25 protein-coding genes and 1 pseudogene are annotated in these 23,892 nt (G+C 62.4%); 15 read left to right on the top strand and 11 right to left on the bottom strand.

Annotated elements, in window-relative coordinates:
* Window positions 1-28 precede the first annotated feature (28 nt).
* On the top strand, window positions 29-490 hold the full coding sequence (locus AB4O16_RS05160) for a GNAT family N-acetyltransferase (protein ID WP_460157193.1): 462 nt from the start codon (window positions 29-31) through the stop codon (window positions 488-490).
* Window positions 491-507: 17 nt separating this feature from the next.
* Here the strand turns inward: AB4O16_RS05160 and AB4O16_RS05165 are convergent, their stop codons facing one another.
* The 3 genes from AB4O16_RS05165 to AB4O16_RS05175 form a co-directional block, all read right to left on the bottom strand.
* On the bottom strand, window positions 508-1,725 hold the full coding sequence (locus AB4O16_RS05165) for a cytochrome c biogenesis protein DipZ (RefSeq protein WP_460157194.1): 1,218 nt from the start codon (window positions 1,723-1,725) through the stop codon (window positions 508-510).
* Between the two features lie 143 nt (window positions 1,726-1,868).
* Window positions 1,869-2,081, bottom strand: a complete 213-nt coding sequence (locus AB4O16_RS05170; RefSeq protein ID WP_460157195.1) for a hypothetical protein — start codon at window positions 2,079-2,081, stop codon at window positions 1,869-1,871.
* Window positions 2,082-2,129: 48 nt separating this feature from the next.
* The gene (locus AB4O16_RS05175) at window positions 2,130-2,393 is read right to left on the bottom strand and encodes a DUF2790 domain-containing protein (protein ID WP_460157196.1); all 264 of its coding nucleotides are present in this window, start codon (window positions 2,391-2,393) and stop codon (window positions 2,130-2,132) included.
* A gap of 306 nt (window positions 2,394-2,699) precedes the next feature.
* Here AB4O16_RS05175 and AB4O16_RS05180 point away from each other — a divergent pair, with 306 nt between their 5' ends.
* On the top strand, window positions 2,700-3,440 hold the full coding sequence (locus tag AB4O16_RS05180) for a response regulator (protein WP_460157197.1): 741 nt from the start codon (window positions 2,700-2,702) through the stop codon (window positions 3,438-3,440).
* Window positions 3,437-4,747, top strand: coding sequence for an ATP-binding protein (locus tag AB4O16_RS05185; protein WP_460157198.1), 1,311 nt, complete (start codon window positions 3,437-3,439; stop codon window positions 4,745-4,747). Before AB4O16_RS05180 ends, AB4O16_RS05185 begins: the two co-directional genes overlap by 4 nt.
* A gap of 652 nt (window positions 4,748-5,399) precedes the next feature.
* On the opposite strand, the gene AB4O16_RS05190 is transcribed toward AB4O16_RS05185, so the two are convergent.
* Both AB4O16_RS05190 and AB4O16_RS05195 read right to left on the bottom strand, forming a co-directional pair.
* The gene (locus AB4O16_RS05190) at window positions 5,400-6,164 is read right to left on the bottom strand and encodes an HvfC family RiPP maturation protein (protein WP_460157199.1); all 765 of its coding nucleotides are present in this window, start codon (window positions 6,162-6,164) and stop codon (window positions 5,400-5,402) included.
* Window positions 6,157-6,999: an HvfB family MNIO-type RiPP peptide maturase gene (locus AB4O16_RS05195; protein WP_460157200.1), complete on the bottom strand. Its 843-nt coding sequence runs from the start codon at window positions 6,997-6,999 to the stop codon at window positions 6,157-6,159. The genes AB4O16_RS05190 and AB4O16_RS05195 overlap by 8 nt, the downstream gene beginning before the upstream one ends.
* Window positions 7,000-7,437: 438 nt before the next feature.
* On the opposite strand from AB4O16_RS05195, the gene AB4O16_RS05200 reads away from it, so the two are divergent.
* Window positions 7,438-8,484 carry a class I SAM-dependent methyltransferase gene (locus AB4O16_RS05200; protein ID WP_460157201.1) on the top strand — a complete coding sequence of 349 codons (1,047 nt, stop codon included), beginning with the start codon at window positions 7,438-7,440 and terminating at the stop codon, window positions 8,482-8,484.
* 115 nt (window positions 8,485-8,599) lie between these two features.
* The gene (locus AB4O16_RS05205) at window positions 8,600-9,442 is read left to right on the top strand and encodes an NAD-dependent protein deacetylase (protein ID WP_460157202.1); all 843 of its coding nucleotides are present in this window, start codon (window positions 8,600-8,602) and stop codon (window positions 9,440-9,442) included.
* A gap of 114 nt (window positions 9,443-9,556) precedes the next feature.
* Here the strand turns inward: AB4O16_RS05205 and AB4O16_RS05210 are convergent, their stop codons facing one another.
* The gene (locus AB4O16_RS05210) at window positions 9,557-10,453 is read right to left on the bottom strand and encodes a LysR family transcriptional regulator (RefSeq protein ID WP_160387977.1); all 897 of its coding nucleotides are present in this window, start codon (window positions 10,451-10,453) and stop codon (window positions 9,557-9,559) included.
* A 50-nt stretch (window positions 10,454-10,503) separates the two neighbouring features.
* Between AB4O16_RS05210 and AB4O16_RS05215 the strand changes: the two genes are divergently transcribed.
* The 4 genes and pseudogenes from AB4O16_RS05215 (at window position 10,504) to AB4O16_RS05230 (ending at window position 13,312) form a co-directional block, all read left to right on the top strand.
* The gene (locus tag AB4O16_RS05215) at window positions 10,504-10,650 is read left to right on the top strand and encodes a hypothetical protein (RefSeq protein WP_460157203.1); all 147 of its coding nucleotides are present in this window, start codon (window positions 10,504-10,506) and stop codon (window positions 10,648-10,650) included.
* 67 nt (window positions 10,651-10,717) lie between these two features.
* Complete coding sequence (locus AB4O16_RS05220) at window positions 10,718-11,416, top strand: CoA transferase subunit A (protein ID WP_110662269.1); 699 nt, start codon at window positions 10,718-10,720, stop codon at window positions 11,414-11,416.
* A 36-nt stretch (window positions 11,417-11,452) separates the two neighbouring features.
* Window positions 11,453-12,118 (top strand): CoA transferase subunit B, encoded by a 666-nt coding sequence (locus AB4O16_RS05225; RefSeq protein ID WP_057399619.1) that lies wholly within the window; start codon window positions 11,453-11,455, stop codon window positions 12,116-12,118.
* Window positions 12,119-12,129: 11 nt separating this feature from the next.
* Window positions 12,130-13,312: pseudogene (locus tag AB4O16_RS05230) on the top strand (acetyl-CoA C-acetyltransferase).
* 205 nt (window positions 13,313-13,517) lie between these two features.
* Here the strand turns inward: AB4O16_RS05230 and AB4O16_RS05235 are convergent.
* Window positions 13,518-14,840 carry an Nramp family divalent metal transporter gene (locus tag AB4O16_RS05235; protein ID WP_460157204.1) on the bottom strand — a complete coding sequence of 441 codons (1,323 nt, stop codon included), beginning with the start codon at window positions 14,838-14,840 and terminating at the stop codon, window positions 13,518-13,520.
* 386 nt (window positions 14,841-15,226) lie between these two features.
* Here AB4O16_RS05235 and AB4O16_RS05240 point away from each other — a divergent pair, with 386 nt between their 5' ends.
* The 4 genes from AB4O16_RS05240 (at window position 15,227) to AB4O16_RS05255 (ending at window position 18,398) form a co-directional block, all read left to right on the top strand.
* Window positions 15,227-16,021, top strand: coding sequence for a hypothetical protein (locus AB4O16_RS05240; RefSeq protein WP_160387980.1), 795 nt, complete (start codon window positions 15,227-15,229; stop codon window positions 16,019-16,021).
* A gap of 58 nt (window positions 16,022-16,079) precedes the next feature.
* Window positions 16,080-16,997, top strand: coding sequence for an aromatic amino acid exporter YddG (gene yddG, locus AB4O16_RS05245; protein WP_160387981.1), 918 nt, complete (start codon window positions 16,080-16,082; stop codon window positions 16,995-16,997).
* A gap of 83 nt (window positions 16,998-17,080) precedes the next feature.
* Window positions 17,081-17,761, top strand: a complete 681-nt coding sequence (locus tag AB4O16_RS05250; protein WP_460157205.1) for a glutathione S-transferase family protein — start codon at window positions 17,081-17,083, stop codon at window positions 17,759-17,761.
* Window positions 17,762-17,831: 70 nt separating this feature from the next.
* The gene (locus AB4O16_RS05255) at window positions 17,832-18,398 is read left to right on the top strand and encodes a DcrB/PsbP domain-containing protein (protein ID WP_460157206.1); all 567 of its coding nucleotides are present in this window, start codon (window positions 17,832-17,834) and stop codon (window positions 18,396-18,398) included.
* Between the two features lie 3 nt (window positions 18,399-18,401).
* Here the strand turns inward: AB4O16_RS05255 and AB4O16_RS05260 are convergent, their stop codons facing one another.
* The 3 genes from AB4O16_RS05260 to AB4O16_RS05270 form a co-directional block, all read right to left on the bottom strand.
* The gene (locus AB4O16_RS05260) at window positions 18,402-19,118 is read right to left on the bottom strand and encodes an alpha/beta hydrolase (protein ID WP_160387984.1); all 717 of its coding nucleotides are present in this window, start codon (window positions 19,116-19,118) and stop codon (window positions 18,402-18,404) included.
* A 182-nt stretch (window positions 19,119-19,300) separates the two neighbouring features.
* Window positions 19,301-20,413: a succinylglutamate desuccinylase/aspartoacylase family protein gene (locus tag AB4O16_RS05265; protein ID WP_460157207.1), complete on the bottom strand. Its 1,113-nt coding sequence runs from the start codon at window positions 20,411-20,413 to the stop codon at window positions 19,301-19,303.
* A gap of 201 nt (window positions 20,414-20,614) precedes the next feature.
* Window positions 20,615-21,394 (bottom strand): ABC transporter substrate-binding protein, encoded by a 780-nt coding sequence (locus tag AB4O16_RS05270; protein WP_160387986.1) that lies wholly within the window; start codon window positions 21,392-21,394, stop codon window positions 20,615-20,617.
* 307 nt (window positions 21,395-21,701) lie between these two features.
* Between AB4O16_RS05270 and AB4O16_RS05275 the strand changes: the two genes are divergently transcribed.
* Window positions 21,702-22,340 carry a type 1 glutamine amidotransferase gene (locus AB4O16_RS05275; protein ID WP_460157208.1) on the top strand — a complete coding sequence of 213 codons (639 nt, stop codon included), beginning with the start codon at window positions 21,702-21,704 and terminating at the stop codon, window positions 22,338-22,340.
* A gap of 23 nt (window positions 22,341-22,363) precedes the next feature.
* Here the strand turns inward: AB4O16_RS05275 and AB4O16_RS05280 are convergent, their stop codons facing one another.
* Window positions 22,364-22,798 carry a rhodanese-like domain-containing protein gene (locus AB4O16_RS05280; protein ID WP_160387988.1) on the bottom strand — a complete coding sequence of 145 codons (435 nt, stop codon included), beginning with the start codon at window positions 22,796-22,798 and terminating at the stop codon, window positions 22,364-22,366.
* A gap of 101 nt (window positions 22,799-22,899) precedes the next feature.
* Between AB4O16_RS05280 and ftrA the strand changes: the two genes are divergently transcribed.
* The gene (gene ftrA, locus AB4O16_RS05285) at window positions 22,900-23,874 is read left to right on the top strand and encodes a transcriptional regulator FtrA (RefSeq protein ID WP_160387989.1); all 975 of its coding nucleotides are present in this window, start codon (window positions 22,900-22,902) and stop codon (window positions 23,872-23,874) included.
* The last annotated feature ends 18 nt before the right edge of the window (window positions 23,875-23,892 follow it).

Raw genomic sequence — 23,892 nt, forward strand, 5'->3', positions numbered from 1 at the left:
GCGACTGACCTCTGAAAGGACTCACACCATGACACCCCGCCTGGACTGGCTTGCTCGCCATATGCAGCACAGCAACACATTCGCTGCGTGGATCCACCAGCAGTTCCACTACGAATACGCTGGGCAGCCACTGCCCGACTGGCAACGAGAGTTCGCCGAAGGCCAACACAGCGGCGACTGGAAATGTCTGATTGCCCTTGACCATGATGAGCTGCTGGGCGGCGCGGCACTGGCCCGGGCCGACCTGGCCCATCGCCCGGATCTTGGGCCTTGGCTCGCTTGCGTGTTCGTTACTCCCGAAGCACGCGGCAAGGGCCTGGCGGAGCGGTTGATCGAAGGGATTTGCGCGCAAGCCAAAGCCAGCGGCGAGACGAGGATCTACCTGCACACCCAGGACCAGAGCGATTATTACGCCAAGCGCGGTTGGGTGGTGCTGGAGCGTTTTCGGGCGTGGGACAAGGATCAATGGCTCATGGCGCGAGACCTGTGAGCCATTGATCGAGCGGTTTACGCGGAGGGCGTGCCGACCTTCGCCTCTTCCAGCAACTGCTGGATGACTTTTTCCTGGGTGTCGTAGCTGCCTTCACCGAAGTGCGTGTAACGCACCTGCCCCTTGGCATCGATGATGTAGTGCGCCGGCCAGTACTGGTTGTCGAAGTTGCGCCAGATCGCGTAGTTGTTGTCGATCGCTACCGGGTAGGTGATGCCGTATTCCTTCACCTTGGCCCTGACGTTGTCGATGATGCGTTCAAAGCCGTATTCAGGCGTGTGTACGCCGATCACCACCAGGCCGTCCTTTTCGTACTTCTTCGCCCAGTCCTTCACGTACGGCAGGGTGTGTTTGCAGTTGATGCAGTCGAAGGTCCAGAAGTCCACCAGCACCACCTTGCCTTTGAGGGCTTCGTTGTTCAGTGCGGGCGAGTTGAGCCAGTCCACCGCGCCGGACAGCGACGGCATGGCGCCCTGGGCGTTGCCCATGGTGCTGTCGGCCTTGACCTTGCTGACCAGGTAATCGACGACTTTCGGCACGGTCTCCAGTACGCCTTTCTCGACACTGCTGACCGCTTCGGATGAGGTGTTGACCAGCAGTTGGTCATTGGCACCCGTGGCAATCACCGCTGCCCCGCCCAACACCGCGACCCCGGCACCACGACGCAACCAGCCAGTGACCGGAATCGATGGCTTCAAGCGATTGACCAGGCCGCGACCGGCAAAGATCAAGGTCCCCAAGGACAGCGCACTGCCCGCGCCATAGGCCACCAGCAGCAGACTGGTACCGGCGTTCGCGCCCTGCAGCATGGCGCTGGTCAGAATCACCCCGAGGATCGGCCCGGCGCAGGGTGCCCAGAGCAACCCGGTGGCGACACCGATCATGATCGAAGCCAACGGCCCGGACATCTTGCGCGAGTTCGGGTCGATGCGATTGCCCAGCAATACGAAAGGCCGCGCCAGCCAGTCGCCGACCCGGGCGGAGATCAGCGACAGGGCGAACAGCACCATCACGAACAGGGCGACGTGGCGGCCAGTGTTGCTGGCTTGTATCACCCACTCAGTGCTGACCACGGCCAGGCTCGAGACCAGGGCGAACGTCAGGACCATGCCACCGAGGGTCAGCAGGATCGAGGAGCGTGTGCGGTCGGCACCGGCGAACAGGAACGGCACGACCGGCAGGATGCACGGGCTGAGGACGGTCAGAATGCCGCCCAGGAAAGCGATGAGTAACATGGGATCACCTAATGCAGATTAGTGGACGACACTTGGCCAGTGTGGGAGCGAGCCTGCTCGCGATGGCGTCCGGTCAGACGACACATCGCTGACTGAACAATCGCTTTCGCGAGCAGGCTCGCTCCCACAGTGGATTGGGGGGCTCAAGCCGTTTGCTCATCCAGCAATTGCCCCTGAGGCGTACGGCTGGAACCGTCCTGCGCGAGGAAACCCTGGGTGCCCTTCTCCGCCACCGGCGTGAGCTGGAAGCAGGTGTTGCTGCCACAGGCGCTTTGCTCGACGGCGGCGTTGGCATGGGCTGCCGCACCGGCGAGGGAAAAGGCGACGGCGGTCAAAAAGCGCGATACGTTGTTCATGATGTCCTTCCTGATTCAATTGGATTAAGCGGTGGTTGCGCGCGACACTCAGTTTTCCGAGTTGCAGTGGTCGGCCAACTTGCTGTAATCGAGCACCTGGGTCCTGGACTGGGAGTCGAGGTAGGTCAGCCGGGCATTCACCACGCCGCAGGAAGGCGTAGAGTCTTCGGTCAGCGACAGCACTTTCCTGATGTCGAGGTGGCTGCCATAGGTGTAGGTTTTGGGTGCGACATCGGCTTCGGCGCGGGCCGACAGGGTGCAGATGTTCAGGGCGGCAAACAGGCAGGCGGCGTAAACGGCTTTGGTGTTCATGGCGGATTCCTCGAAGTTTCAGCAGTCGTTGGTTCGTTGGGCCGAGGCGGTCTGGTGTGCCTCGATGGAACCCATTAGAAGCCTGCGAGGTATCTCGTCTGTGTCGGGAATCGGCGCGAATCAATCGGTACGTATCAGAACGGGGCGCAGATACAGAGCAATACAAAACCGCTGAAAAACCGGCCTTTTTGCCTTCGTGTGTATCCGCGGGCAGGCCAGATACACTGCAATACAAAGGGCGGTCAGCGACCCCGCCCGGGCTCGATAGACTGTGTGGCAATCCCCATTTATCAGAGGTTTGGCCCAATGGATCACGTTGATCACATCCTCATCGTTGACGATGACCGCGAAATCCGCGAGCTGGTAGGCAACTACCTGAAAAAGAACGGCCTGCGCACCACCGTCGTGGCCGATGGACGGCAGATGCGCGCATTCCTGGAAACCACGCCGGTGGACCTGATCGTGCTGGACATCATGATGCCGGGGGACGACGGCCTGTTGCTCTGCCGCGAATTGCGCGCCGGGAAACACAAGGCCACGCCGGTGCTGATGCTCACCGCCCGCAACGATGAAACCGACCGCATCCTCGGCCTGGAAATGGGCGCCGACGACTACCTGGTCAAGCCGTTCGCCGCCCGCGAACTGCTGGCGCGGATCAACGCGGTGCTGCGCCGCACGCGCATGCTGCCGCCGAACCTGGTGGTGAGCGAAGCCGGCCGCCTGCTGGCCTTCGGCCGCTGGCGCCTGGACACTTCGGCGCGCCACCTGCTCGACAAAGACGGCACCATGGTCGCCCTGAGCGGTGCCGAGTACCGGTTGCTGCGGGTGTTTCTCGATCATCCGCAACGGGTGCTCAACCGTGATCAATTGCTCAACCTGACCCAGGGCCGCGATGCCGACCTGTTCGACCGCTCCATCGATCTGCTGGTCAGCCGCCTGCGCCAGCGCCTGCTCGACGACGCCCGCGAACCGGCCTACATCAAGACCGTGCGCAGCGAAGGCTATGTGTTCTCGCTGCCGGTGGAAATCCTGGGCGATCAATCATGACCCTGGCGCTGCACTGGCCGCGGACCCTGGCCTCGCGGCTGTCGCTGATCTTCCTGATCGGCCTGATCCTCACCCAGGCCCTGTCCTTCGGCGCGCAATATTACGAGCGCTACGAATCCTCGAAAAACACCATGCTCGGCAACCTGGAAACCGACGTTTCCACCTCCGTGGCCATCCTCGACCGCCTGCCCGCCGATGAACGCGCAGGCTGGCTGCAACAACTGCAGCGACGCAATTACAGCTACCTGCTCAATCAAGGTTCGCCGGGCACGCCGATCCGCACCGACATGCCCGATGCGCCCGTTGCCATCGCCTCGATCAAGGACGCCATCGGCCACGATTACCCGATGACCTTTACCGACATCCCCGGGCCGAAAAAGCATTTTCAAGTGCACTTGAACCTGGCGGACGGCAGCCCGCTGACCATCGACGTGCGCCCGGCGATGGTGCCCTTGTCGCCCTGGCTGCCCATCGTGCTGCTCGGGCAACTGGCGCTGATGCTTGCCTGCACCTGGCTGGCGGTCAGAATCGCCATCCGCCCCCTCACCCGCCTGGCCGGCGCCGTCGAAACCCTGGACCCCAATGCCCACCCCGTGCTCCTCGACGAAAAAGGCCCGACCGAAGTCGCCCACGCCGCCAGGGCCTTCAACTCGATGCAGGCACGCATCGCGGCGTACCTCAAAGAACGCATGCAACTGCTCGCGGCGATCTCCCACGACCTGCAAACCCCGATCACCCGCATGAAACTGCGCGCCGAGTTCATGGACGACTCCAGCGAAAAAGACAAACTGTGGAACGACCTCGGCGAGATGGAGCACCTGGTGCGCGAAGGCGTGGCCTACGCCCGCAGCATCCACGGCGCCACCGAAGAAAGCCGGCGCACCGACCTCGACTCTTTCCTCGACAGCCTGGTGTTCGACTACCAGGACATGGGCAAGGACGTTCAACTCACAGGCAAGAGCACCGCCATCATCGACACCCGCCCCCACGCCTTGCGCCGGGTGCTGGTCAACCTGACGGACAACGCATTGAAATTTGCCGGTGCTGCCGAGTTGCGCGTGGAAAAACAGGTCGACGGCAAGCTGTCGATCAAAATCCTCGACCGCGGTCCGGGGATCGCCGAGGAAGAACTCAAGCAAGTGATGGAACCCTTCTACCGCGTGGAAAACTCGCGCAACCGCAGCACCGGCGGCACCGGGTTGGGACTGGCGATCGCCCAGCAACTGGCGGTCGCGATTGGCGGGGCGTTGATCCTGAGCAATCGTGAGGGTGGCGGGTTGTGTGCGGAGTTGAAGTTGCCGGGGTAGAGCGTTTCGGTTCAGGGGCGAGGGATGTAGGACTGGGCGTAAAGAATGGTCGGCTCGTAGGCCGCCATCGCTGGCAAGCCAGCTCCCACAGTATTTGCGTCGAACACCATTTTTTTGGATGACATCAAACCTGTGGGCGGGCTTGCCCGCGATGAGGCCAGTACATCCAATATTGATGTTGGCTGATAGGCCGCCATCGCTGGCAAGCCAGCTCCTACAGAAAAGCAAAAAGCAAAAAGCAAAAGCCGCGCACACCCGCCGCTTTTCACCACTCAACAGGCCGAGCGTTAGCTCGCCTGCAGCTCTTGATCTTGATCCACCCGCCCCCTCGGGAGGCTGAGTGGAGGTGTTCATCCGGGGATTGGCGCGCAGCGCCGTTCGACGCAGTCGAACTCATCGCATGTAGGTGCCAGCGAAGCCAACCGGAGGGCGATGCCCCCGGATGAATGCCGGAGCGAAGGAACGCCGAGCCTAAGCGAGGGGCCGGACGCCAGGGGCGAGCGCTTTTTTTGCTTACTTTTTTTGAGGCGCTTGTTAAAAAAAGTGAGTCGCCGTAAGGGCGAAACCATAAGTCGCCGTTACCGCAGAAACGGATATGTACTCAATCAACCAATAACCTGGTCGGCCCAAAGGCCGCCAAGGTCAAAGAAGGTCAAAGAAGGTCAAATACCCCCAACACCCCCTCCCCATGCATCTGCCGCAACAACCCCAGACCACCCTCGAAAAACGCCGAAGAGCCAACCTGCCCTGCCTCCACCGCCAACCCTTGCAACTGTTCACGCCCGGTCAACTCCGGAAACTCACCAACACGCAGCAACAACCGCCAAGCCAACGGACTCAACCCGGAAAACCTCACACCCCAGTCCTCATCCCGACGCACCAACAACAACGTCGGCTGATCAGGCAACACATCCGGCTGATAATCCGGTCCAACCTGATGCACCGGCCAGGCGTACGCCAACGGCCAGGCCAAATCCGATACCCGCAACGGCCGATCCAGCAACAACGCCGCATCACCCACAGCCAAAGGCTCGGCATCAGACTGCTGCAAAGCCATTTCCACCCACTCGTAATGCGCCAGCTCCACCATGAACGGCGGCCACGCCCGCTCGTTCAACACCTCAGGCCCGGCCGCGAGAAACTCGACAAACTCCTGAGCGATCTCACCAAATTTCGGCGTGCGGGCGCGGTAGTCCCGCAGAAAGATCCGCACCAGCGAACGCCAATCCTCATCCCCGAGAATCTTCACCAACACCGGAAAAGTGCCACTGAGCAAGGACGACAGGTTGGCGAACACCAGATCGCGGTAAACCTGTGCCCGCACCGGGTCCATCTCGGTGGGTGGCGCGTTGTGCTCAGGGTCACGCAGGTACAGGCCCATGGCGGTTTGTTGCTGCAAAAGGTTCGACTTATCCACGGTTCAAACCCTCCTGTTGCAGGCGGCGAATGGTCTGCAATTCGGCCACCAGTTCGGCGAATGCCGGAAAATTGAAATCGCGCTCCAGCAGCGTCGGTTGTGCACCGAACCGGTCATAGGCCTGAGACAGCAACGACCACACCGCCGGTTTGACCGAAGCGCCATGGGTGTCGATCTTCAAGGTCTCGGACTCGTCGAAATGCCCGGCGATATGCATCGCCACCACCCGGCCCGCATCGATACCGGCGAGAAACGCCTGCGGATCAAAACCGTGGTTGATCGAATTGACGTACACATTGTTGACGTCCAGCAGCAGGTCGCAATCAGCCTCGCGCAACACCGCATTGGTGAACGTCACCTCGTCCATGTCCTGCCGGGGCGCGGCGTAGTAGGAAACGTTTTCCACCGCCAGGCGCCGACCGAGAATGTCCTGGGCCTGACGGATACGCGCGGCGACGTGGTGCACCGCCTCTTCGGTAAACGGCAGCGGCAACAGGTCGTAGAGGTGACCGTCATCGCTGCAATAGCTCAAGTGCTCGCTGTAGAGCGGCACCTTGTAGTGGTCGAGAAAAACCCGCACCTCCTGCAGGAAACCGACGTCCAGCGGCGACGGCCCGCCCAGGGACAGGGACAAGCCATGGCAAGACAACGGATAACGCTCGGCCAGCGCCCGCAGCGCCGCACCGTGGGCGCCGCCGATGCCGATCCAGTTTTCCGGCGCGACTTCGAGAAAATCGAAATGGCCGGCCGGGGCCGCTTGCAGGTCTTTGAGTAAACCGCGACGCAGGCCAAGCCCTGCGCTGGCCTTGGCTACGGGGGGAATGGATGTGTGCATGGTGTCGATCTCGCCAGATGTTCAAGGACGCGAGCCGGTGCCCGCCTTGAGACACAGTTAATCGAAAGGGTGTATCGGGACTGTGTTCGGCTGGGGGCGGAACAAGAGGTCACTGTGTCAGGAAGGGTTCTGGATACAGTGGAATACACGATCCCTGTGGGAGCGGGCTTGCCCGCGATAGCGGCCTTTCAGTGATGGAGATGTTGGCTGACACACTGTCATCGCGGGCAAGCCCGCTCCCACAAGGTTTTGTGTCGAACCAGAAATTGCAGCCAAGGGACTTTCGTCGCGAGAAAAACCAGCTCACAGCCCCCGGACTAAACTTACTGCACACAGGGCCCGCTCAGCGTCCTGCACATTCCCACGACCACCGCCCAGCGGCGAACGCCTCGCCAGACAATGCCCCTGGACCGTGATCCTGCCAAAGGAGCACACGTGATGGACGAGGCCAGACTCAACGATTTCATGGGCAAACTGGTGAATGACATGGGTGGCGCGGCGATGCTCGCCAACGTCATCCTCGGCGAAGAACTCGGCCTGTACCGGGCGATGGCCGACAGCCAGCCGATCACCCCCGAAACCCTTGCCCAGAGAACCGGCTGCAACACCCGCCTGCTGCGTGAGTGGCTCAGCGCCCACGCCGCCTCCGGCTACATGGAACACCGCGACGGCCAGTTCCGCCTTCCGGAGGAACAAGCCCTGGCCCTGGCCATCGAAGATTCACCGGTCTATATCGCCGGAGGCATCGGCGTGGTCGCGTCGTTTTTCCATGACAAGGACAAGCTGGTCAACGCCATGCGCGGCGACGGCGCCCTGCCGCGGGGCGATCACCATCCGTGCATGTTCAGCGGCACCGAACGATTCTTCCGCCCCGGCTACAAAGCCCATTTGATCGCCGAATGGCTACCGGCCCTGGACGGGGTGGTGGCCAAACTCGAAGCCGGGGCCAAAGTGGCGGACATCGGCTGCGGCCACGGCGCCTCGACGGTGATCATGGCCCAGGCGTTTCCGGACTCGCGTTTCGTCGGCTTCGACTACCACGCGCCGTCCGTCACCGTCGCCACCCAGCGCGCCGAAGAAGGCGGCGTGTCCACACGCGCCCGGTTCTTCCAGGGCAACGCGAAAAGCTACCCCGGCAGCGACTACGACCTGATCTGCTATTTCGACTGCCTGCACGATATGGGCGACCCGGTGGGCGCGGCCAAACATGCCTATGAGTCGTTGAAGGACGACGGTACCGTGCTGCTGGTCGAGCCCTACGCCAATGACTTGCTCGACGACAACATCAACCCGGTCGGACGCCTGTTCTACGCCGCCTCGACCTTCATCTGCACGCCCAACTCGCTGTCCCAGGAAGTCGGCCTCGGCCTCGGCGCCCAGGCCGGCGAAGCGCGGTTGCGCAGGGTGTTCAACGAGGCCGGGTTCACGCAGTTTCGCCGAGCCACGGAAACGCCGTTCAACCTGATACTGGAGGCGCGCAAGTAAACACCGCCGCCATCTTTGTAGGAGCGAGCTTGCTCGCGATAGGGGTGTCAGGTTTACAGTGTTATCGTTGACGACCATCGCGAGCATGCTCGCTCCTACAGGTAGGTTTCCCGGCATGCTCGACTGGCAGACCCGCAACCAACTCGACCGCCTCCATCAGCTCATGGCCGATGCGCCGTTTGCGGTGTTGACCGGTGCCGGTATCAGCACACCTTCGGGCATCCCCGATTATCGCGACAATCAGGGCGTGCGCCGGGGCCGGCAGCCGATGATGTACCAGGAGTTCCTTTCGGCCCCCGAATCCCGGCGACGCTACTGGGCGCGGGCGATGCTCGGCTGGCCGCGGGTGCGTCTGGCCCAGCCGAACGAGGCCCATGACAGCCTGGCCCGATTGCAAGGCAGGCGGCAGATCAGCGGGCTCATCACCCAGAACGTCGACACCCTGCACGACCAGGCCGGCAGCCATGACGTGATCGAGTTGCACGGCAGTCTGCACCGGGTGCTGTGCCTGGATTGCGGCCGGCACAGCGAGCGCGATTCGATCCAGCACCTGATGGAAACACAGAATCCGTACCTGGCCGGCGTCGACGCGGTGCAGGCACCGGATGGCGACACCCTGCTCGACCCGGCCTTCGAGGCCCGCTTCCAGGTCCCGCACTGCCCGCATTGCGCCGGGGAACGGATGAAACCGGACGTGGTGTTTTTCGGCGAGAACGTCGCGCAGGCCACGGCGGCCAAGGCGATGGCCACTGTGGAAAAGGCCGCGGGATTGCTGGTGGTCGGCTCGTCGCTGATGGCCTATTCGGCGTTTCGCCTGTGCCGGGCGGTGGTGGACCAGGGCAAGCCGTTGATCGCGATCAACCTGGGCAAGACCCGGGCGGATGAGATGCTGGATATGAAGATCGAGGGGTCGTGCGAGCGGTTGTTGCCTTTACTGGCCGAACGCCTATCTTCCTGACCCCAAAAACTTGTAGGAGCCGGCTTGCTGGCGAAGGGGCCGGTACATCAAACAAAGTTGTTGGCTGACAGACCGCCTTCGCCGGCAAGCCAGCTCCTACAGGTTCCGTGCAATTCAAGTCAGTCGCTCGCCCAGATTCTCTTCCTTGAGTACATCAAACAACGCCTGCGCCGCCGCCGACAGCTCCCCACCCGGCAAGGTCAGCACCCCCAGCGCCCGCTCCACCACCGGGTCACGCAAGGTGATGCAACGTGCGCCCAGTTCGCGCATCTGCCCGGCGCACAGGGCCGGCACCGCGCTCACGCCCAGGCCACTGGCGACCATGCGCCCGACCGTCGCCAGTTGATGGCTTTCAAACTCCACCGACAACTGCATGCCGCGGGCCTGCAAGTGTTCTTCCAACATGACCCGCACGGTGGAAGGTCGCTGCAAGGTAATGAACGGCTCCTTGAGCAGCGTCTGCCAGTCGATGGCATCGAGTTCGGCCAGCGCCGAATCCAGGGGCACCACCGCGACGAAACGATCGATGTACAGCGGCGTGAATTGCAGAGGTGAACTCATGGTCGGTTCGAACGCCACGCCCAGTTCAACCTGGCGGTCACGGACCATTTCCAGCACTTGCTCGTTGATCACGTCGTTGACCGTCACGTTGACATTCGGATAACGCGCGCGGAAGGTCTTGAGGATCGGCGGCAGCAGGTTGCCGGCGAACGACGGCATCGCCGCCAGGGTCACGCGACCGCGCTGCAAGGTGAAGCGTTGGCGCATTTCATCCTCGACATTGTCCCAGTCGGCGATCAAGCGGCGCGCCAGCGGCAGCAGGGATTCGCCTTCGGCGGTGAGCGCCACGTTGCGCGTGTTACGGGTGAACAGGCGCCCGCCCAAGCCCTCCTCCAGCGCCTTGATGGTCAGGCTCAGGGCCGATTGCGACAGGTGCAGGCGCTCGCAGGCCACGGCAAAGCTCAGGCTCTGGGCCACCGCCAGAAAGGCGCGGATCTGCTTGACGGTCATGGGTCGCTTGGCTCCAGAATGAATGAACCACTGAACTTGTAGGAGCCGGCTTGCTGGCGATTGCAATATGGCAGGCGAAATTGATGTTGACCTTATCCGCCGCCATCGCCAGCAAGCCGGCTCCTACAGGTCTGCATATTTTATCGTTTAATGAGCTTTATCAATCAATCCAATCTAAAAATCAACTTAACAAATGAATCTTACAGCGAGACACTCCATCCCATTCGGCTAGCCAGCCGCCCACAAAGAATAAAAGAGGTGCATATGGCAGGTTTCGACAAGCGCGTGAGTTCCTACGAGGAAGCTCTGGCAGGTCTTGAAGACGGCATGACCGTGATCGCCGGCGGCTTCGGCCTGTGCGGGATCCCGGAGAACCTGATCGCCGAGATCAAGCGCAAGGGCACTCGCGACCTCACCGTGGTCTCCAACAACTGCGGCGTCGACGGTTTCGGCCTCGGCGTGCTGCTGACCGACCGCCAGATCAGCAAAGTTGTGGCGTCCTACGTCGGCGAAAACAAGCTGTTCGAAGAGCAACTGCTCAAGGGCGAAATCGAAGTCATCCTGACCCCGCAAGGCACCCTCGCTGAAAAAATGCGCGCAGGCGGTGCCGGCATCCCGGCCTTCTTCACCGCCACCGGCGTTGGCACTCCGGTTGCCGACGGCAAGGAAGTGCGCGAATTCCATGGCCGCAAGTACCTGATGGAAGAGTCCATCACCGGCGACTTCGCCATCGTCAAAGGCTGGAAAGCCGACCATTTCGGTAACGTGATCTACCGTCACACCGCACAAAACTTCAACCCGCTGGCCGCCACCGCCGGCAAGATCACCGTGGTCGAAGTCGAAGAAATCGTCGAACCCGGCGAGCTGGACCCGGCGCAGATCCACACCCCTGGCATCTACGTCGACCGGATCATCTGCGGCACGTTCGAGAAGCGCATCGAACAGCGCACCGTGCGTAAGTGATCCCCTGCCCCCGGACCGAATGAAGGAATAACGACAATGGCACTTTCCCGCGAACAAATGGCTCAACGCGTCGCCCGCGAAATGCAGGACGGCTTCTACGTGAACCTGGGCATCGGCATTCCGACCCTGGTCGCCAACTACATCCCCGAAGGCATGGAAGTCATGCTGCAGTCGGAAAACGGCCTGCTGGGCATGGGTCCGTTTCCCACCGAAGAAACCATCGATGCCGACATGATCAACGCCGGCAAGCAAACCGTGACCGCGCGCATCGGCGCTTCGATCTTTTCCTCGGCCGAGTCCTTCGCGATGATCCGCGGTGGTCATGTCGACCTGACCGTATTGGGCGCGTTCGAAGTGGACGTGCAAGGCAACATCGCCTCGTGGATGATCCCCGGCAAACTGGTCAAGGGCATGGGCGGCGCGATGGACCTGGTGGCCGGCGCCGACAACATCATCGTGATCATGACCCACGCCTCCAAGGACGGTGAGTCCAAGCTGTTGTCCCAATGCAGCCTGCCACTGACCGGCGCCGGTTGCATCAAGCGTGTGCTGACCGACCTGGCTTACCTGGAAATCGAAAACGGCGCGTTCATTCTGAAAGAACGCGCACCGGGTGTCAGCGTCGAAGAGATCGTCGCCAAGACTGCCGGTAAACTGATCGTGCCGGACCACGTACCGGAAATGCAGTTCGCTGCCCAGTGAGGAATCATTCCATGCAAGAAGTCGTCATTGTTGCCGCCACGCGCACCGCGATCGGCAGCTTCCAGGGCTCGCTCGCCAATGTGTCCGCCGTCGAGCTGGGCGCTGCGGTGATCCGCCAACTGCTGGCGCAGACCGGCCTGGACCCGGCTGAAGTCGACGAAGTGATCATGGGCCAGGTGCTGACCGCAGGCGCCGGGCAAAACCCTGCGCGCCAGGCCGCGATCAAGGCCGGCCTGCCCTTCGCCGTGCCGGCCATGACCCTGAACAAGGTCTGCGGCTCGGGCCTCAAGGCCCTGCACCTGGGTGCCCAGGCGATCCGTTGCGGCGACGCCGAGGTGATCATCGCCGGCGGCCAGGAGAACATGAGCCTGGCCAACTACGTCATGCCCGGCGCCCGCACCGGCCTGCGCATGGGTCACGCGCAAATCGTCGACACCATGATCAGCGATGGCCTGTGGGATGCGTTCAACGATTACCACATGGGCATCACCGCCGAGAACCTGGTCGAGAAGTACAGCCTGACTCGCGAGCAGCAGGATGCCTTCGCTGCGGCCTCGCAGCAGAAAGCCGTGGCCGCCATCGAAGCCGGGCGCTTCGTTGATGAAATCACCCCGATCCTGATCCCCCAGCGCAAGGGCGATCCGCTGTCCTTCGCCACCGACGAGCAGCCACGGGCCGGCACCACCGCCGAATCCACTGGGCAAGCTCAAGCCGGCCTTCAAGAAGGACGGTTCGGTGACCGCCGGCAACGCTTCGTCGCTGAACGACGGTGCCGCCGCCGTGATCCTGATGAGCGCCGAAAAGGCCAAGGCCCTCGGCCTGCCGGTACTGGCGAAAATCGCGGCTTACGCCAACGCAGGTGTCGACCCGGCGATCATGGGCATCGGCCCGGTGTCGGCCACCCGTCGTTGCCTGGACAAGGCCGGCTGGAACATCGACCAGTTGGACCTGATCGAAGCCAACGAAGCCTTCGCCGCGCAATCGCTGGCGGTGGCCAAGGACCTGGAATGGGACTTGAACAAGGTCAACGTCAACGGCGGCGCAATCGCCCTGGGTCACCCGATCGGTGCCTCGGGTTGCCGCGTGCTGGTGACACTGCTGCATGAAATGCTCAAGCGCGACGCCAAAAAAGGCCTCGCCACCCTGTGTATCGGTGGTGGTCAGGGCGTGGCACTGGCGCTCGAACGAGCTTAAAAGCGTTCAACAGACGGCGCGGGGACCCACGAAGATCCGTCGCCGTCTGAAAAAACACCCGGTGCGATGCAAATCGCACCGGGTTCTTTTTTGCCTGAGTTTTTTTCGGCCGAACCGCGTTATCGTTCTTCGCGAGCAGGCTCGCTCCCACAAGGGAACGCGGTCAACTGTGGGAGCGAGCCTGCTCGCGAAGGGGCCAGACCTGTCACCCCAAAAACTGCAGAATCAACCAGCTATTAGCCCCACTGATCACCACAAACAACCCCCACGCCAGCACCCGTGTCGGCAGCCGGTTCACCAGCGGCCCCATCAATGCGTGATCGTTGGTCATGCGGATCAACGGGTACAACGCGAACGGCAACTGCAAGCTCAACACCACCTGACTCAACACCAGCAACTTGCCGATCGCATCATCCCCCATCAGCCACACGCCGATGAACGCCGGGATCAGCGCCAGCCCGCGGGTGAGCAGGCGCCGTTGCCAGCAGGGAATGCGCAGGTTGAGGAACCCTTCCATGATCACCTGGCCGGCGATGGTGCCGGTGAAGGTCGAACTCTGCCCTGAAGCGAGCAACGCCACGCCAAACAACACGCTGGCCAAGGCCCCGCCCACCAATGGGTCGAGCAAGTGGTAGGCATCCTGGATGTCCACCACATCGGTGTGCCCGGACTGATGGAAGGCTGCCGCCGCCAGAATCAGGATCGCCGCGTTGACCAGCAGCGCCAGCGCCAGGGAACCGATGGTGTCGATGCGCGCCAGCTTGACCGCGTCCTGCTTGCTGGCCAGGTCCTTGCCGATCAACCGGGTTTGCACGATGGAGGTGTGCAGGTACAGGTTATGCGGCATAACTGTGGCGCCGAGGATGCCGATGGCCAGGTACAACGGCGCAGCATCGGCAATGGCCGACAGCGAAGGCGTGAAGCCGCGGGCGACGTCCGGCCAGTAAGGTTTGATCAGCAGCAACTCGACAAAAAAGCACAGGCCAATGGTCCCGACCAGCACCAGCATGATCGCTTCGAGCCGGCGAAAACCCCGGTTCTGCAAAGCCAGCACCAGCAAGGTATCGAACGCCGTCAGGGCGATGCCGAAGGTCAGCGAGCAACCGAGCAACAAATGGAACGCCAGCGCGCAGCCCAGTACCTCGGCGAGGTCAGTGGCGATGATGGAAATCTCCGCGAGAAACCATTGGGTGCGCGCGGTGCGGGTGCTGTAGCGCTCCCGGCACAATTGCGCCAGGTCGCGCCCGGTGGCAATGCCCAGGCGCGAACACAGGCACTGCACCACCATCCCCGCCAGGCTCGCCAGCAGCACCACGAACAGCAGGCTGTAGCCGAACCGCGAACCGGCCTCGATGGCGGTGGCCCAGTTGCCCGGGTCCATGTAGCCGATGGACACCAGCAACCCCGGTCCGGCAAAGCGCAGGACACGTTTGAAGAACGACGCACGCGGGTCGACGGCGACGCTGCCGGCCACTTCCGGCGGGCAAAACGGCGCAGTCGCGGTCTTGGGCAAAAAACTGAATTTCACACGATGATCCATCAACAGGTGGGAAAACTCGCAGGCTGGTGGTGATCATCGCAAAATTCAGCAGCCGCAAAAGCCTCTTTCCTACAATTTCGAGGGATAGCACGTGTGAACCGGTTAAACACGCCACACCTGGGTCCATCGCCAACGCGGCTCCTTGTAGGAGCTGGCTTGCCAGCGATGGTCGTTAACGATAACGCGTAAAACCGGATAAAACGCGGCGCATTGGAGTCCATCGCCAGCAAGCCGGCTCCTACAGGGATTGCGTTATCGGTGTTTCCCGGGGCTGCAGGAAGAACCTTTTTTGTATACAAAATCTACATGCACATGAAGCAATCCAACCAATGCGATGTTACCGTTGCCACCCCACACAGGTCGGAGACGTGCGCGTGTTGATCCTCAAACTACTGGTCATCCCAGGCTTCCTGCTCCTGATTTCCCTGGCCGGCAAACGCTGGGGGCCGAGCGTGGCCGGTTGGTTGTCGGGGTTGCCGGTGGTGGTCGGGCCGATCCTGTTGTTCCTCGCCTTGGAACAAGGCCAGGCGTTCGCCGCGCAATCGGCCACCGCCGCGCTGTCGGCCATGTTCGCGATGATTGCGTTTTGCGTGACCTACGCCCAGGTCGCACAACGGGCCGGATGGCCGCTGGCGTTGCTGGTCTCGCTGTCGGTCTGGGCGGTGGCGGCGGTTGCCCTGTCGCTGATCCCGCCATCCCTGGTGTTTTCACTGTGCGCCGCTGCGACCGCGCTGCTCGCCGCGCCCTGGCTGTTCCCTGCCGTGCAACCGGTGCTCAGTGGCCCGGCGCCGAAATCCGACAAGCTCCTGCTGCGCATGCTGGCCGGTGCCCTGCTCACCCTGGTCGTGACGCTGCTGGCCAGCACCGTCGGCGACCGCTGGAGCGGCCTGTTGGCGGTGTTCCCGGTATTGGGCAGCGTGATGGCGGTGTTCTCCCAGCAAACCCGTGGCCCGGCCTTCACCGCCGCGTTGCTGCGCGCCACCGCCACCGGCATGTACTCGTTCGCCGCGTTCTGCCTGGTGCTGGCCCTGGCACTGCCGACCATGGGCATGAATGCGTTTGTCCTGGGCGTCGCGGTATCGGTGGCCATGCTGGGCGTGACCAAACGCTTGCTGGCGCGGCCGGTCGGCCCGACGACGGACACTGGAGGAACGGCGATCAAACGCTAAGCTGCATGATGTCATCGGGCCAGGATGTTGCCCGCCTCTACGCGCTGAAGGAACAGACATGACTGCATCACGCTTGCGCAATGCCCGTTCGGCGACCGCCGTGGGCGTGATTGCGATCTTCCTCTGGTCCTGCCTGGCGTTGTTGACCACCCTCACCGAAGGCATCCCGCCCTTTGAACTGCTGACCTTGAGTTTCGGCGTGGCGTTTGCCGCCAGCCTGATCACCCTCGGCCGCCACGGCCTGGCCGGGTTCAGCAGCTGGCGCCAGCCCTGGGCCGTGTGGGCCACCGGGTTCATCGGCATTTTCGTTTATCACGCGCTGTACTTCTTCGCGCTCAAGGTCGCGCCTGCCGCCGAAGCCAGCCTGATCAATTACCTGTGGCCGTTGATGCTGGTGCTGCTGTCGGCCTTCGCCGCCGGAGAAAAACTGCACAAGCGCCAGGTGCTCGGCGCGGTACTGGGCCTGGCGGGTACGGCGTTCATCATGCAACAACGCGCTACTCACACGGCCGCAACCATGCCGGTCGCCGGATACCTCGCGGCGTTCGGCTGCGCGCTGATCTGGGCAGGCTACTCGGTGTTCAACCGTCGTTTCAGTGCGGTGCCGAGCAGCATCATCGGCGGAATCTGCGGCATGTCGGCCGCCGCCGGGCTGGTCTGTCACCTGGCCTTCGAAACCACGGTGTGGCCCGATTTCAAACAATGGGCGGCGATTGTCGTCCTCGGCCTGGGCCCGGCCGGCCTGGCGTTTTTCGCCTGGGACCACGCCACAAAGCATGGCAACCTGGCGACGCTGGGGGCGTTGTCCTATCTGGCGCCGCTGATTTCGACCTTGCTGCTGATCGTCGTCGGCCATGGCCACGCCAGCCCGATCCTGATCGTGCCGGCGCTGCTGATCATCGCCGGCGCGGTGATTGCCACTGCGCAGGCGCCGGAAAAAGCCCCGGCAACCCGTTCGATCATTTCGCACGAGTAGAACAACTAGCTTGCACGTCAATCGAACGGGTTTGCTTCAACATCAGCCTCAGTTCCAACCCCTACCCGACTGAGGCCTACAACATGAAATTCTTTTTCCACCCTTCGCCGAACCCGATGAAAGTTGCCCTGCTGCTCGAAGAGCTGCAAACGCCCTACGAATTGATCGGCGTCGACACCTTCAAGGGCGAGCAACACCAACCGGCCTTCCTGGCGATCAACCCGAACGCCAAGGTCCCCGCGCTGGTGGATGGCGATGCCACCGTGTTCGATTCCCAGGCGATCCTGCTGCACCTGGCGCAAAAACATCAGCGCTTCGTGCCGACGTCCGCCGCCGGCCAGGCCGAGATGCTCTCGTGGTTGATGTTCATCGGCACCGGCCTGTCGCCGTTCTCCGGCCAGGCGGTGCACTTCCTGCACCATGCACCGGAAGATCTGCCCTACGCGAAAAACCGTTACCTCAAGGAAGTCGAGCGCCACTACCGCATCCTCGACGAGCGCCTGGCCAAGCATCAGTACCTGGCCGGCGAAACCTACAGCATCGCCGACATCGCACTGTGGGGCTGGGCCAACTACGCGCCGTACATCCTCGGCGAAAACGGCCTGGCGGCCTACCCGAACGTCAAGCGCCTGTTTGATGAAATCAGCGCCCGCCCGGCGGCCCAACGCGCCCACGGCCTGAAAGAGCAACTGGTGCTCAAGGCCGAATTCGACGAAGAAACCCGTCGCAACCTGTTCCCGCAAAACTCAGTGACCGCTCGTTAGGCCACGCTGGAATCCATCACAACCTCCATGGGATGATCGCGCCCCCGCGCGTTCTTCCCTGGAGATTCCGATGTCATTGTTGAGTCACAAAGCCCTTGTCCTGCTGTTGGTTGCGGCTACCAGCCTGGGGGCTTTGAATGCGCAGGCCGCCACGGCCGTTTCCAGCGATGCGCCGGCGCAAAAAGTCTCGATGCTCGGCGGCAAGTTCACCTTCAACCTGCCCAAGGGTTTCAGCGCCAGCCCGCTGCCCGCCAGCCCTGACGGCGCCAGCGGCACCCTGTACAGCAATGCGACGACCAAGACCGTGGTGATCGCCGCTGAAAACAACCTGCCCAAAGGTGTCAGCGTCAAGGACAACGACGGCGAGTTCCTCGACGGCACCGTGGCCGACTTCGATACGGCGCAACAAAAATCCCTGCCTGACTACAACAAGCTCAGCGAGAAATCCCTGACCAGGCCCACCGGGCTGGGCCTGCGCCAGGTCGACGGCACCGCCACCCAGGGCGGTGGCATGACCCTCACCACCACGCTGATGGCGGCATCCGGCACGCGCATGGCGGTGGTCCAGGTGATTTCCCGTCCCGGCGACATGGCGGCCCATGAAACCCTGATCAAACAGATCGTCAGCGGCAAATAAGGCTCAGGGGTTGAGTCGCTGCAACCAGGCGCTCAAGTCCTGGATCTCCTCGGCGCTGATGTTGTGGCCGACACCGGGATAGGCGTGAAACTCGGGCTCGAGTGACACGCTCTGCAACAGGCTGTTGGCTTCGCTACCGTCGCTGAATGGCAGGCGTTTGTCCTGCTCACCATGACCGATGAAAATCGCCAGCGACTGGCGCTTTTCATCCGGTTTCAGTTCGGCCTTGAGCACCGGCAGAATCCGCCCGCTCAACGCGGCGATCCCGCCCAGTGCTTCGGGATGTCGCAGGCCCACTTCGTAGGACATGATCGCGCCCTGGCTGAAGCCCACCAGGAACACCTTCTCGGGTTCGGTGTGATATTTCTTCGTGGCCTGTGCGACAAAATCCAGCAGCACCTGGCCGCTGGACTTCAGATCATCGGTCTCGCCGTTGTAGGCCCCTTCGCCCTTCTTGCGGAACCACTGATAGCTGCCCGCCTCCATCACCAAAGGTGCCCGCACCGACAGGTAGGTGTAAGTCGCGGGCAAGTCATCCTTGATGCCGAACAGGTCCTGCTCGTTACTGCCGTAGCCGTGGAGGAAAATCACCAGGGGTTGATGGTTCGAATCGGCGTTGGCCTGCTCCAGGTACTTGAGCGGCAGGTCGGTTTGCAGCGGGGTTTGGGCGTGGACGGCGGTGGATGCCAGGAGCGTGAGCAGCGCGAGAATCTTCAACATGGGTCTTCCTTCACTGAATGCAGGATTCGGGGAAGAGCCTAACATTGTGAATCAGACAGGAACATCTCGGGTGTGGCTTATGCCGTCATCGCGGGCAAGCCCGCTCCCACAAGGTTCACTCGGCCCTTGTGGGAGCTGGCTTGCCAGCGATGAGGCCCGAACAGACGATATGGATCCCCGGCTCAGTCGTTGATCAACTTGCCCACCCGAATCGGCTCGCGCCCGGCAACCTTCGCCTGCCAGGTTCCCGGCTGGGTGTAGCGCCCACGGTCGATGGCGAACAGCACGCCACTGGTACCCGCCCGCACGGTGGTGACCTTGTCGTTCAACGGGTCGACCACCTCGAACAGCGCATCGCCCTTCTCCACCCACTCCCCGGCCTCGCGCAGGAAACTGACCACGCCGTGATGCGGGGCGAACAGGTATTGGGTGCCTTCGAACGGCATGCCTTCGCAGCAGTCGGCCGGTGCCGCCGGCCAGGTGCCGGAGATGAAACCCTGCTCGGCGAGGAAGCCGAGAATGGCCTCGCAATTGGCCTGGGCCTGGTCGACGCGGGTGTCGCCCATGCTGCCCAGCTCCAGCGTGGTTGCCAGGTTGGCCGGTGGAATCGCCGCCGCCGGAAACATCCTCGCCAGGCGCAACCATGGCGATGAACAGGATTCATCGAACGAGCTGCCACCGGAATCTTCACACAACAACGCCACGCCGGCCTTCAGGCGCGCCGCCAGGGATTGCCATTGCGGCCAGTGCTGCGGCAAGGCGTAGATGTGGATCGCCGCTTCGAAATCGCAATGCAGATCGAGGGTGATGTCGGCGTCGCAGGCATGGCGCAGCAACAGGCGGTGCATCGCTTCGAGCTGCGAGGTCGCGGCCGGCAAGTCGTCGAGGACCTGGCCCATGGTCTGGCGAATCAGCGCGATGTTGGCCTGGGCATCGCTGCCGAGGCGATCACCGACCCGCTCGGCCACCGGCGCACTGAGTTCGACGAACGAGCGGTTGAAGTTCTTGCCGCTGCCCAGTTCGAAACGCCCCATGTGGCTGCCTTGCAGGTGCTGGTCAAGGCCAATGGGATTGGCCACCGGTACCAGTTCGATCACACCGCTCAACTGTCCCTGTTGTTCAAGTTCGGCCAGGCGCTTCTTCAACTCCCAGGCCGTGCGCATGCCCGGCAGTTCATCGGCGTGCAGGCTGGCCTGGATGTAGACCTTGCGGGCGCCCGCGCCATAACGAAATACGCTGAGGCTGCGTTCGGTGCCCAGGTGGCTCCAGGGCAATGGGTGGTCGATGCGTTGCATGGGGAACTCCGGAAGTCAGAACGGCGAGATCACCTGTGGGAGCGAGCTTGCTCGCGATAGCGGTGGGTCAGTACAACATTATTCGACTGAAGGACCGCTATCGCGAGCAAGCTCGCTCCCACAAAGATCTCCTTACATTAGAAAATGCACAAAAAAAATGGCAACCGCGTCTGACGGTTGCCACTTTTCCGAACGGCTCGCTTACTCGCCGTAAACGTCAAACTTGAAGTACTTGTCCTGCACTTGCTTGTACTTGCCGTTGGCGCGGATGTCAGTGATGGCTTTGTTGAATTGCTCGGCCAGGGCGGTATCGCCCTTGCGCACGGCAATGCCGGCGCCGCCACCGAAGTATTTCGGATCGTTGTACTCAGGGCCGACGAAAGCGAAACCCTTGCCGGCGTCGGTTTTCAGGAAACCGTCGTCCAGGTTGACCGAGTCGGCCAACAGCGCGTCAATGCGGCCGGAGACCATGTCCAGGTTGGCTTCCTGCTGGGAGCCGTAGCGCACCAGGACAATCCCCGCCGGTTGCAGCACTTCAGTGGCGAAGCGGTCGTGGGTACTGGCGCGCAGGACACCGACTTTCTTGCCCTTGAGCTCGGTCAGCGGGTCCTTGACGTCGGTGCCTTCCTTCATCACGAAGCGTGCCGGGGTGTGGTAGTACTTGATGGTGAAATCGACGTTCTTCTTGCGGTCGTCAGTGATGGTCATGGACGACAGGATGGCGTCGATTTTCTTGACCTTCAGCGCAGGGATCAGGCCGTCGAACTCTTGCTCGACCCAGGTGCACTTGACCTTCATCTGCTCGCACAGCGCGTCGCCGATATCCACGTCGAAACCGGTGAGTTTGCCGTCTGGGGTCTTCATCGAGAATGGCGGGTAGCCGGCTTCGATACCGATGCGGATCGGCTTGGCGTCTTCAGCCACGGCGGTCAGGGACAACATCGACAGTGCCAGGGCACCGAACATCACTAGCTTCTTCATTTATAACTCCTGTGTGCGGAGGCTTTTATTGGCAGCTTCGATTGGCAGCGTTCGGTCCTCGCCTCGTGGGCGCAAACCGAAGTGGCCGGCAGTCTAGAGCGGCTACAGGAGGGCAAATTACGTCGAGGCGACAAATATTTATAGAAAAGTGGCGCCGGGAGAGAGGCAGTGCGGTGAACGCGCCATGACGGTGCAAAGTCTGTCAGACAAGGCGCGCCTGCAGACCCGGCCTACAGGTCTTTCGGCTGGCGATACCGGGTGATTTACGGCACATTGAGCCCCCATTCGTCCCATCGAGACTCGCCCGATGCCCACGTTGAACCTGATCCAGCACCACCCCGCCGAGGGACCGGGCGCGATCGCCGTCTGGGCTGAATCCCGAGGGCTGACGCTGAAGGTGTTTCGCGCCGACCTGGGCCAGTTGCCGCCCGTCAGCGCCGATCCGGTGATCCTGCTGGGCGGGCCTTACGAATCCAATGCCGGCCCGGCCTGGCTGGAGGCCGAACGGCAATGGCTCAAAGGTACCCTCGATCAAGGTGGCGCCGTGTTCGCCATCTGCCTGGGGGCACAATTGCTGGCGTTGAGCCTGGGCGGCAATGTGCGGCGCATGGACCGCAGCGAAACCGGCTGGACCAGGGTGAACTTCATCGGTGGGCAAACGCTGAAGGTCCTGGAGTGGCACGAAGATGCCATCGACCTGCCGCCTGCCGCGCAACTGCTGGCCAGCAGCGAACACTGCGGCCAACAGATGTACCGCGCCGGGCCGACGCGGTTGGGGTTGCAGTTTCATCCGGAGTGGAACGCCGGGTCGGTGGCGATGCTCAATGCGCATTTTGGTGATGAGTCGCCGTTGCCACGAGGGGCGCAGGATGCTGCGGATTACGCAGCGGTGGCCACATGGTTAGAGGCGACACTGGATGAGTGGTGGGCGGCGGCCTGTAGCTGAAATACATATCTGTGGTGAGGGGATCAGCACTCACATCCGATCGCAGCATTCACCGGGCGCTGCTCGGTGACACTCAACTCAAACCCTTCATCCAGCCAGCCGGTCACGCCGCCGATCATCTCCTTGACCGGATAACCCAGGGCCGCCAGTTTCACTGCCGCCTTGTTCGCGCCGTTGCAATGTGGCCCGGCGCAATAGACCACGAACAGGCTGTTTTTCGGATAACCGGCCAGACCTTCGGCGGTCAGCAAACGCCCTGGGATGTTGAGCGCTCCCGGCACATGACCGCGCTCGAACGCCAGCGGGCCACGCACATCCAGCAGGACGAAATCGACTTCACCACTCTGCTGGCTGGCGTGGACGTCGGAACAATCGGTTTCGAACGTCAGGCGGTTGCTGAAATGCATCAGGGCAATGGCCGATGGGGCGGCGGGAATTTCGCGAACCAGACTGGTCATGCTGTGTACTCCAAGGTATCGGTGGGTGTAGGAAGACTTTATCCGCCAGCCACTTGCGGCTAAAGTGGCGCACAAGACACTCACCGGGAACTTTCCGCCAAATGCAGCCCACACCAGGCACCGTCGCGATTCTGGCCTACGACGGCCTCTGTACGTTCGAGTTCGGCATTGCCGTGGAGATCTTCGGCCTGCCACGCCCCGAGTTCGATTTCCCGTGGTACGAGCATCGTATCGTCGCCGTCGATCAAGGCCCGATGCGCGCCATGGGCGGCATCCAGGTACTGGCCGACGGCGGCATGGAATTGCTCGCCGATGCCCGCACCATCATCATTCCCGGCTGGCGCGACCGCAGCGCCACGGTGCCGGCAGAACTGATCGCCGCCCTGCGCCAGGCCCATGCGCGGGGCGCGCGGTTGCTGTCGATCTGCTCCGGTGTTTTCGTCCTCGCCGCCACCGGCTTGCTCGACGGGCGCGGTGCGACCACGCACTGGCGCTACACCTCGGAACTGGCCGAGCGGTTTCCCGGGATCCTGGTGGACCCGGACGTGCTGTATGTCGATTCCGGCCAATTGATCACCTCCGCCGGCAGCGCGGCCGGCATCGATGCCTGCCTGCATCTGGTGGCGCGGGATTTCGGTACGCAGGTGGCCAATTGCGTGGCCCGGCGCCTGGTCATGTCACCGCAACGCAGCGGAGGCCAGGCGCAGTTCATTCCGACGCCGGTCAGCCCCACACCGCGCAGCGATCTGTCGCGCGTCATGCAGTGGGCACGCGAGCGTTTGCACGAACCGCTGGAGGTGCGCGACCTGGCCAGCGAAGCCGCCATGAGCGAACGCACCTTCCTGCGCCGCTTCAGCGAAGCCAGCGGACAGTCACCGAAAACCTGGTTGCAACACGAACGTTTGGGCCGCGCACGTGAACTGCTGGAAAGCAGCGACCAGAACACCGAGCAGATTGCCGAACGTTGCGGTTATCGCTCGGTGGAAAGTTTTCGGGTGGCGTTTCGCACGGTGGTCGGGGTGCCGCCTTCGGTGTATCGGGAGCGGTTCGGGCGTGGTGCCCCTGCTGGTTTTTGAGGCGCTCTCATGGGCCTC

The organism is Pseudomonas sp. S2_H10 (assembly GCF_054668285.1).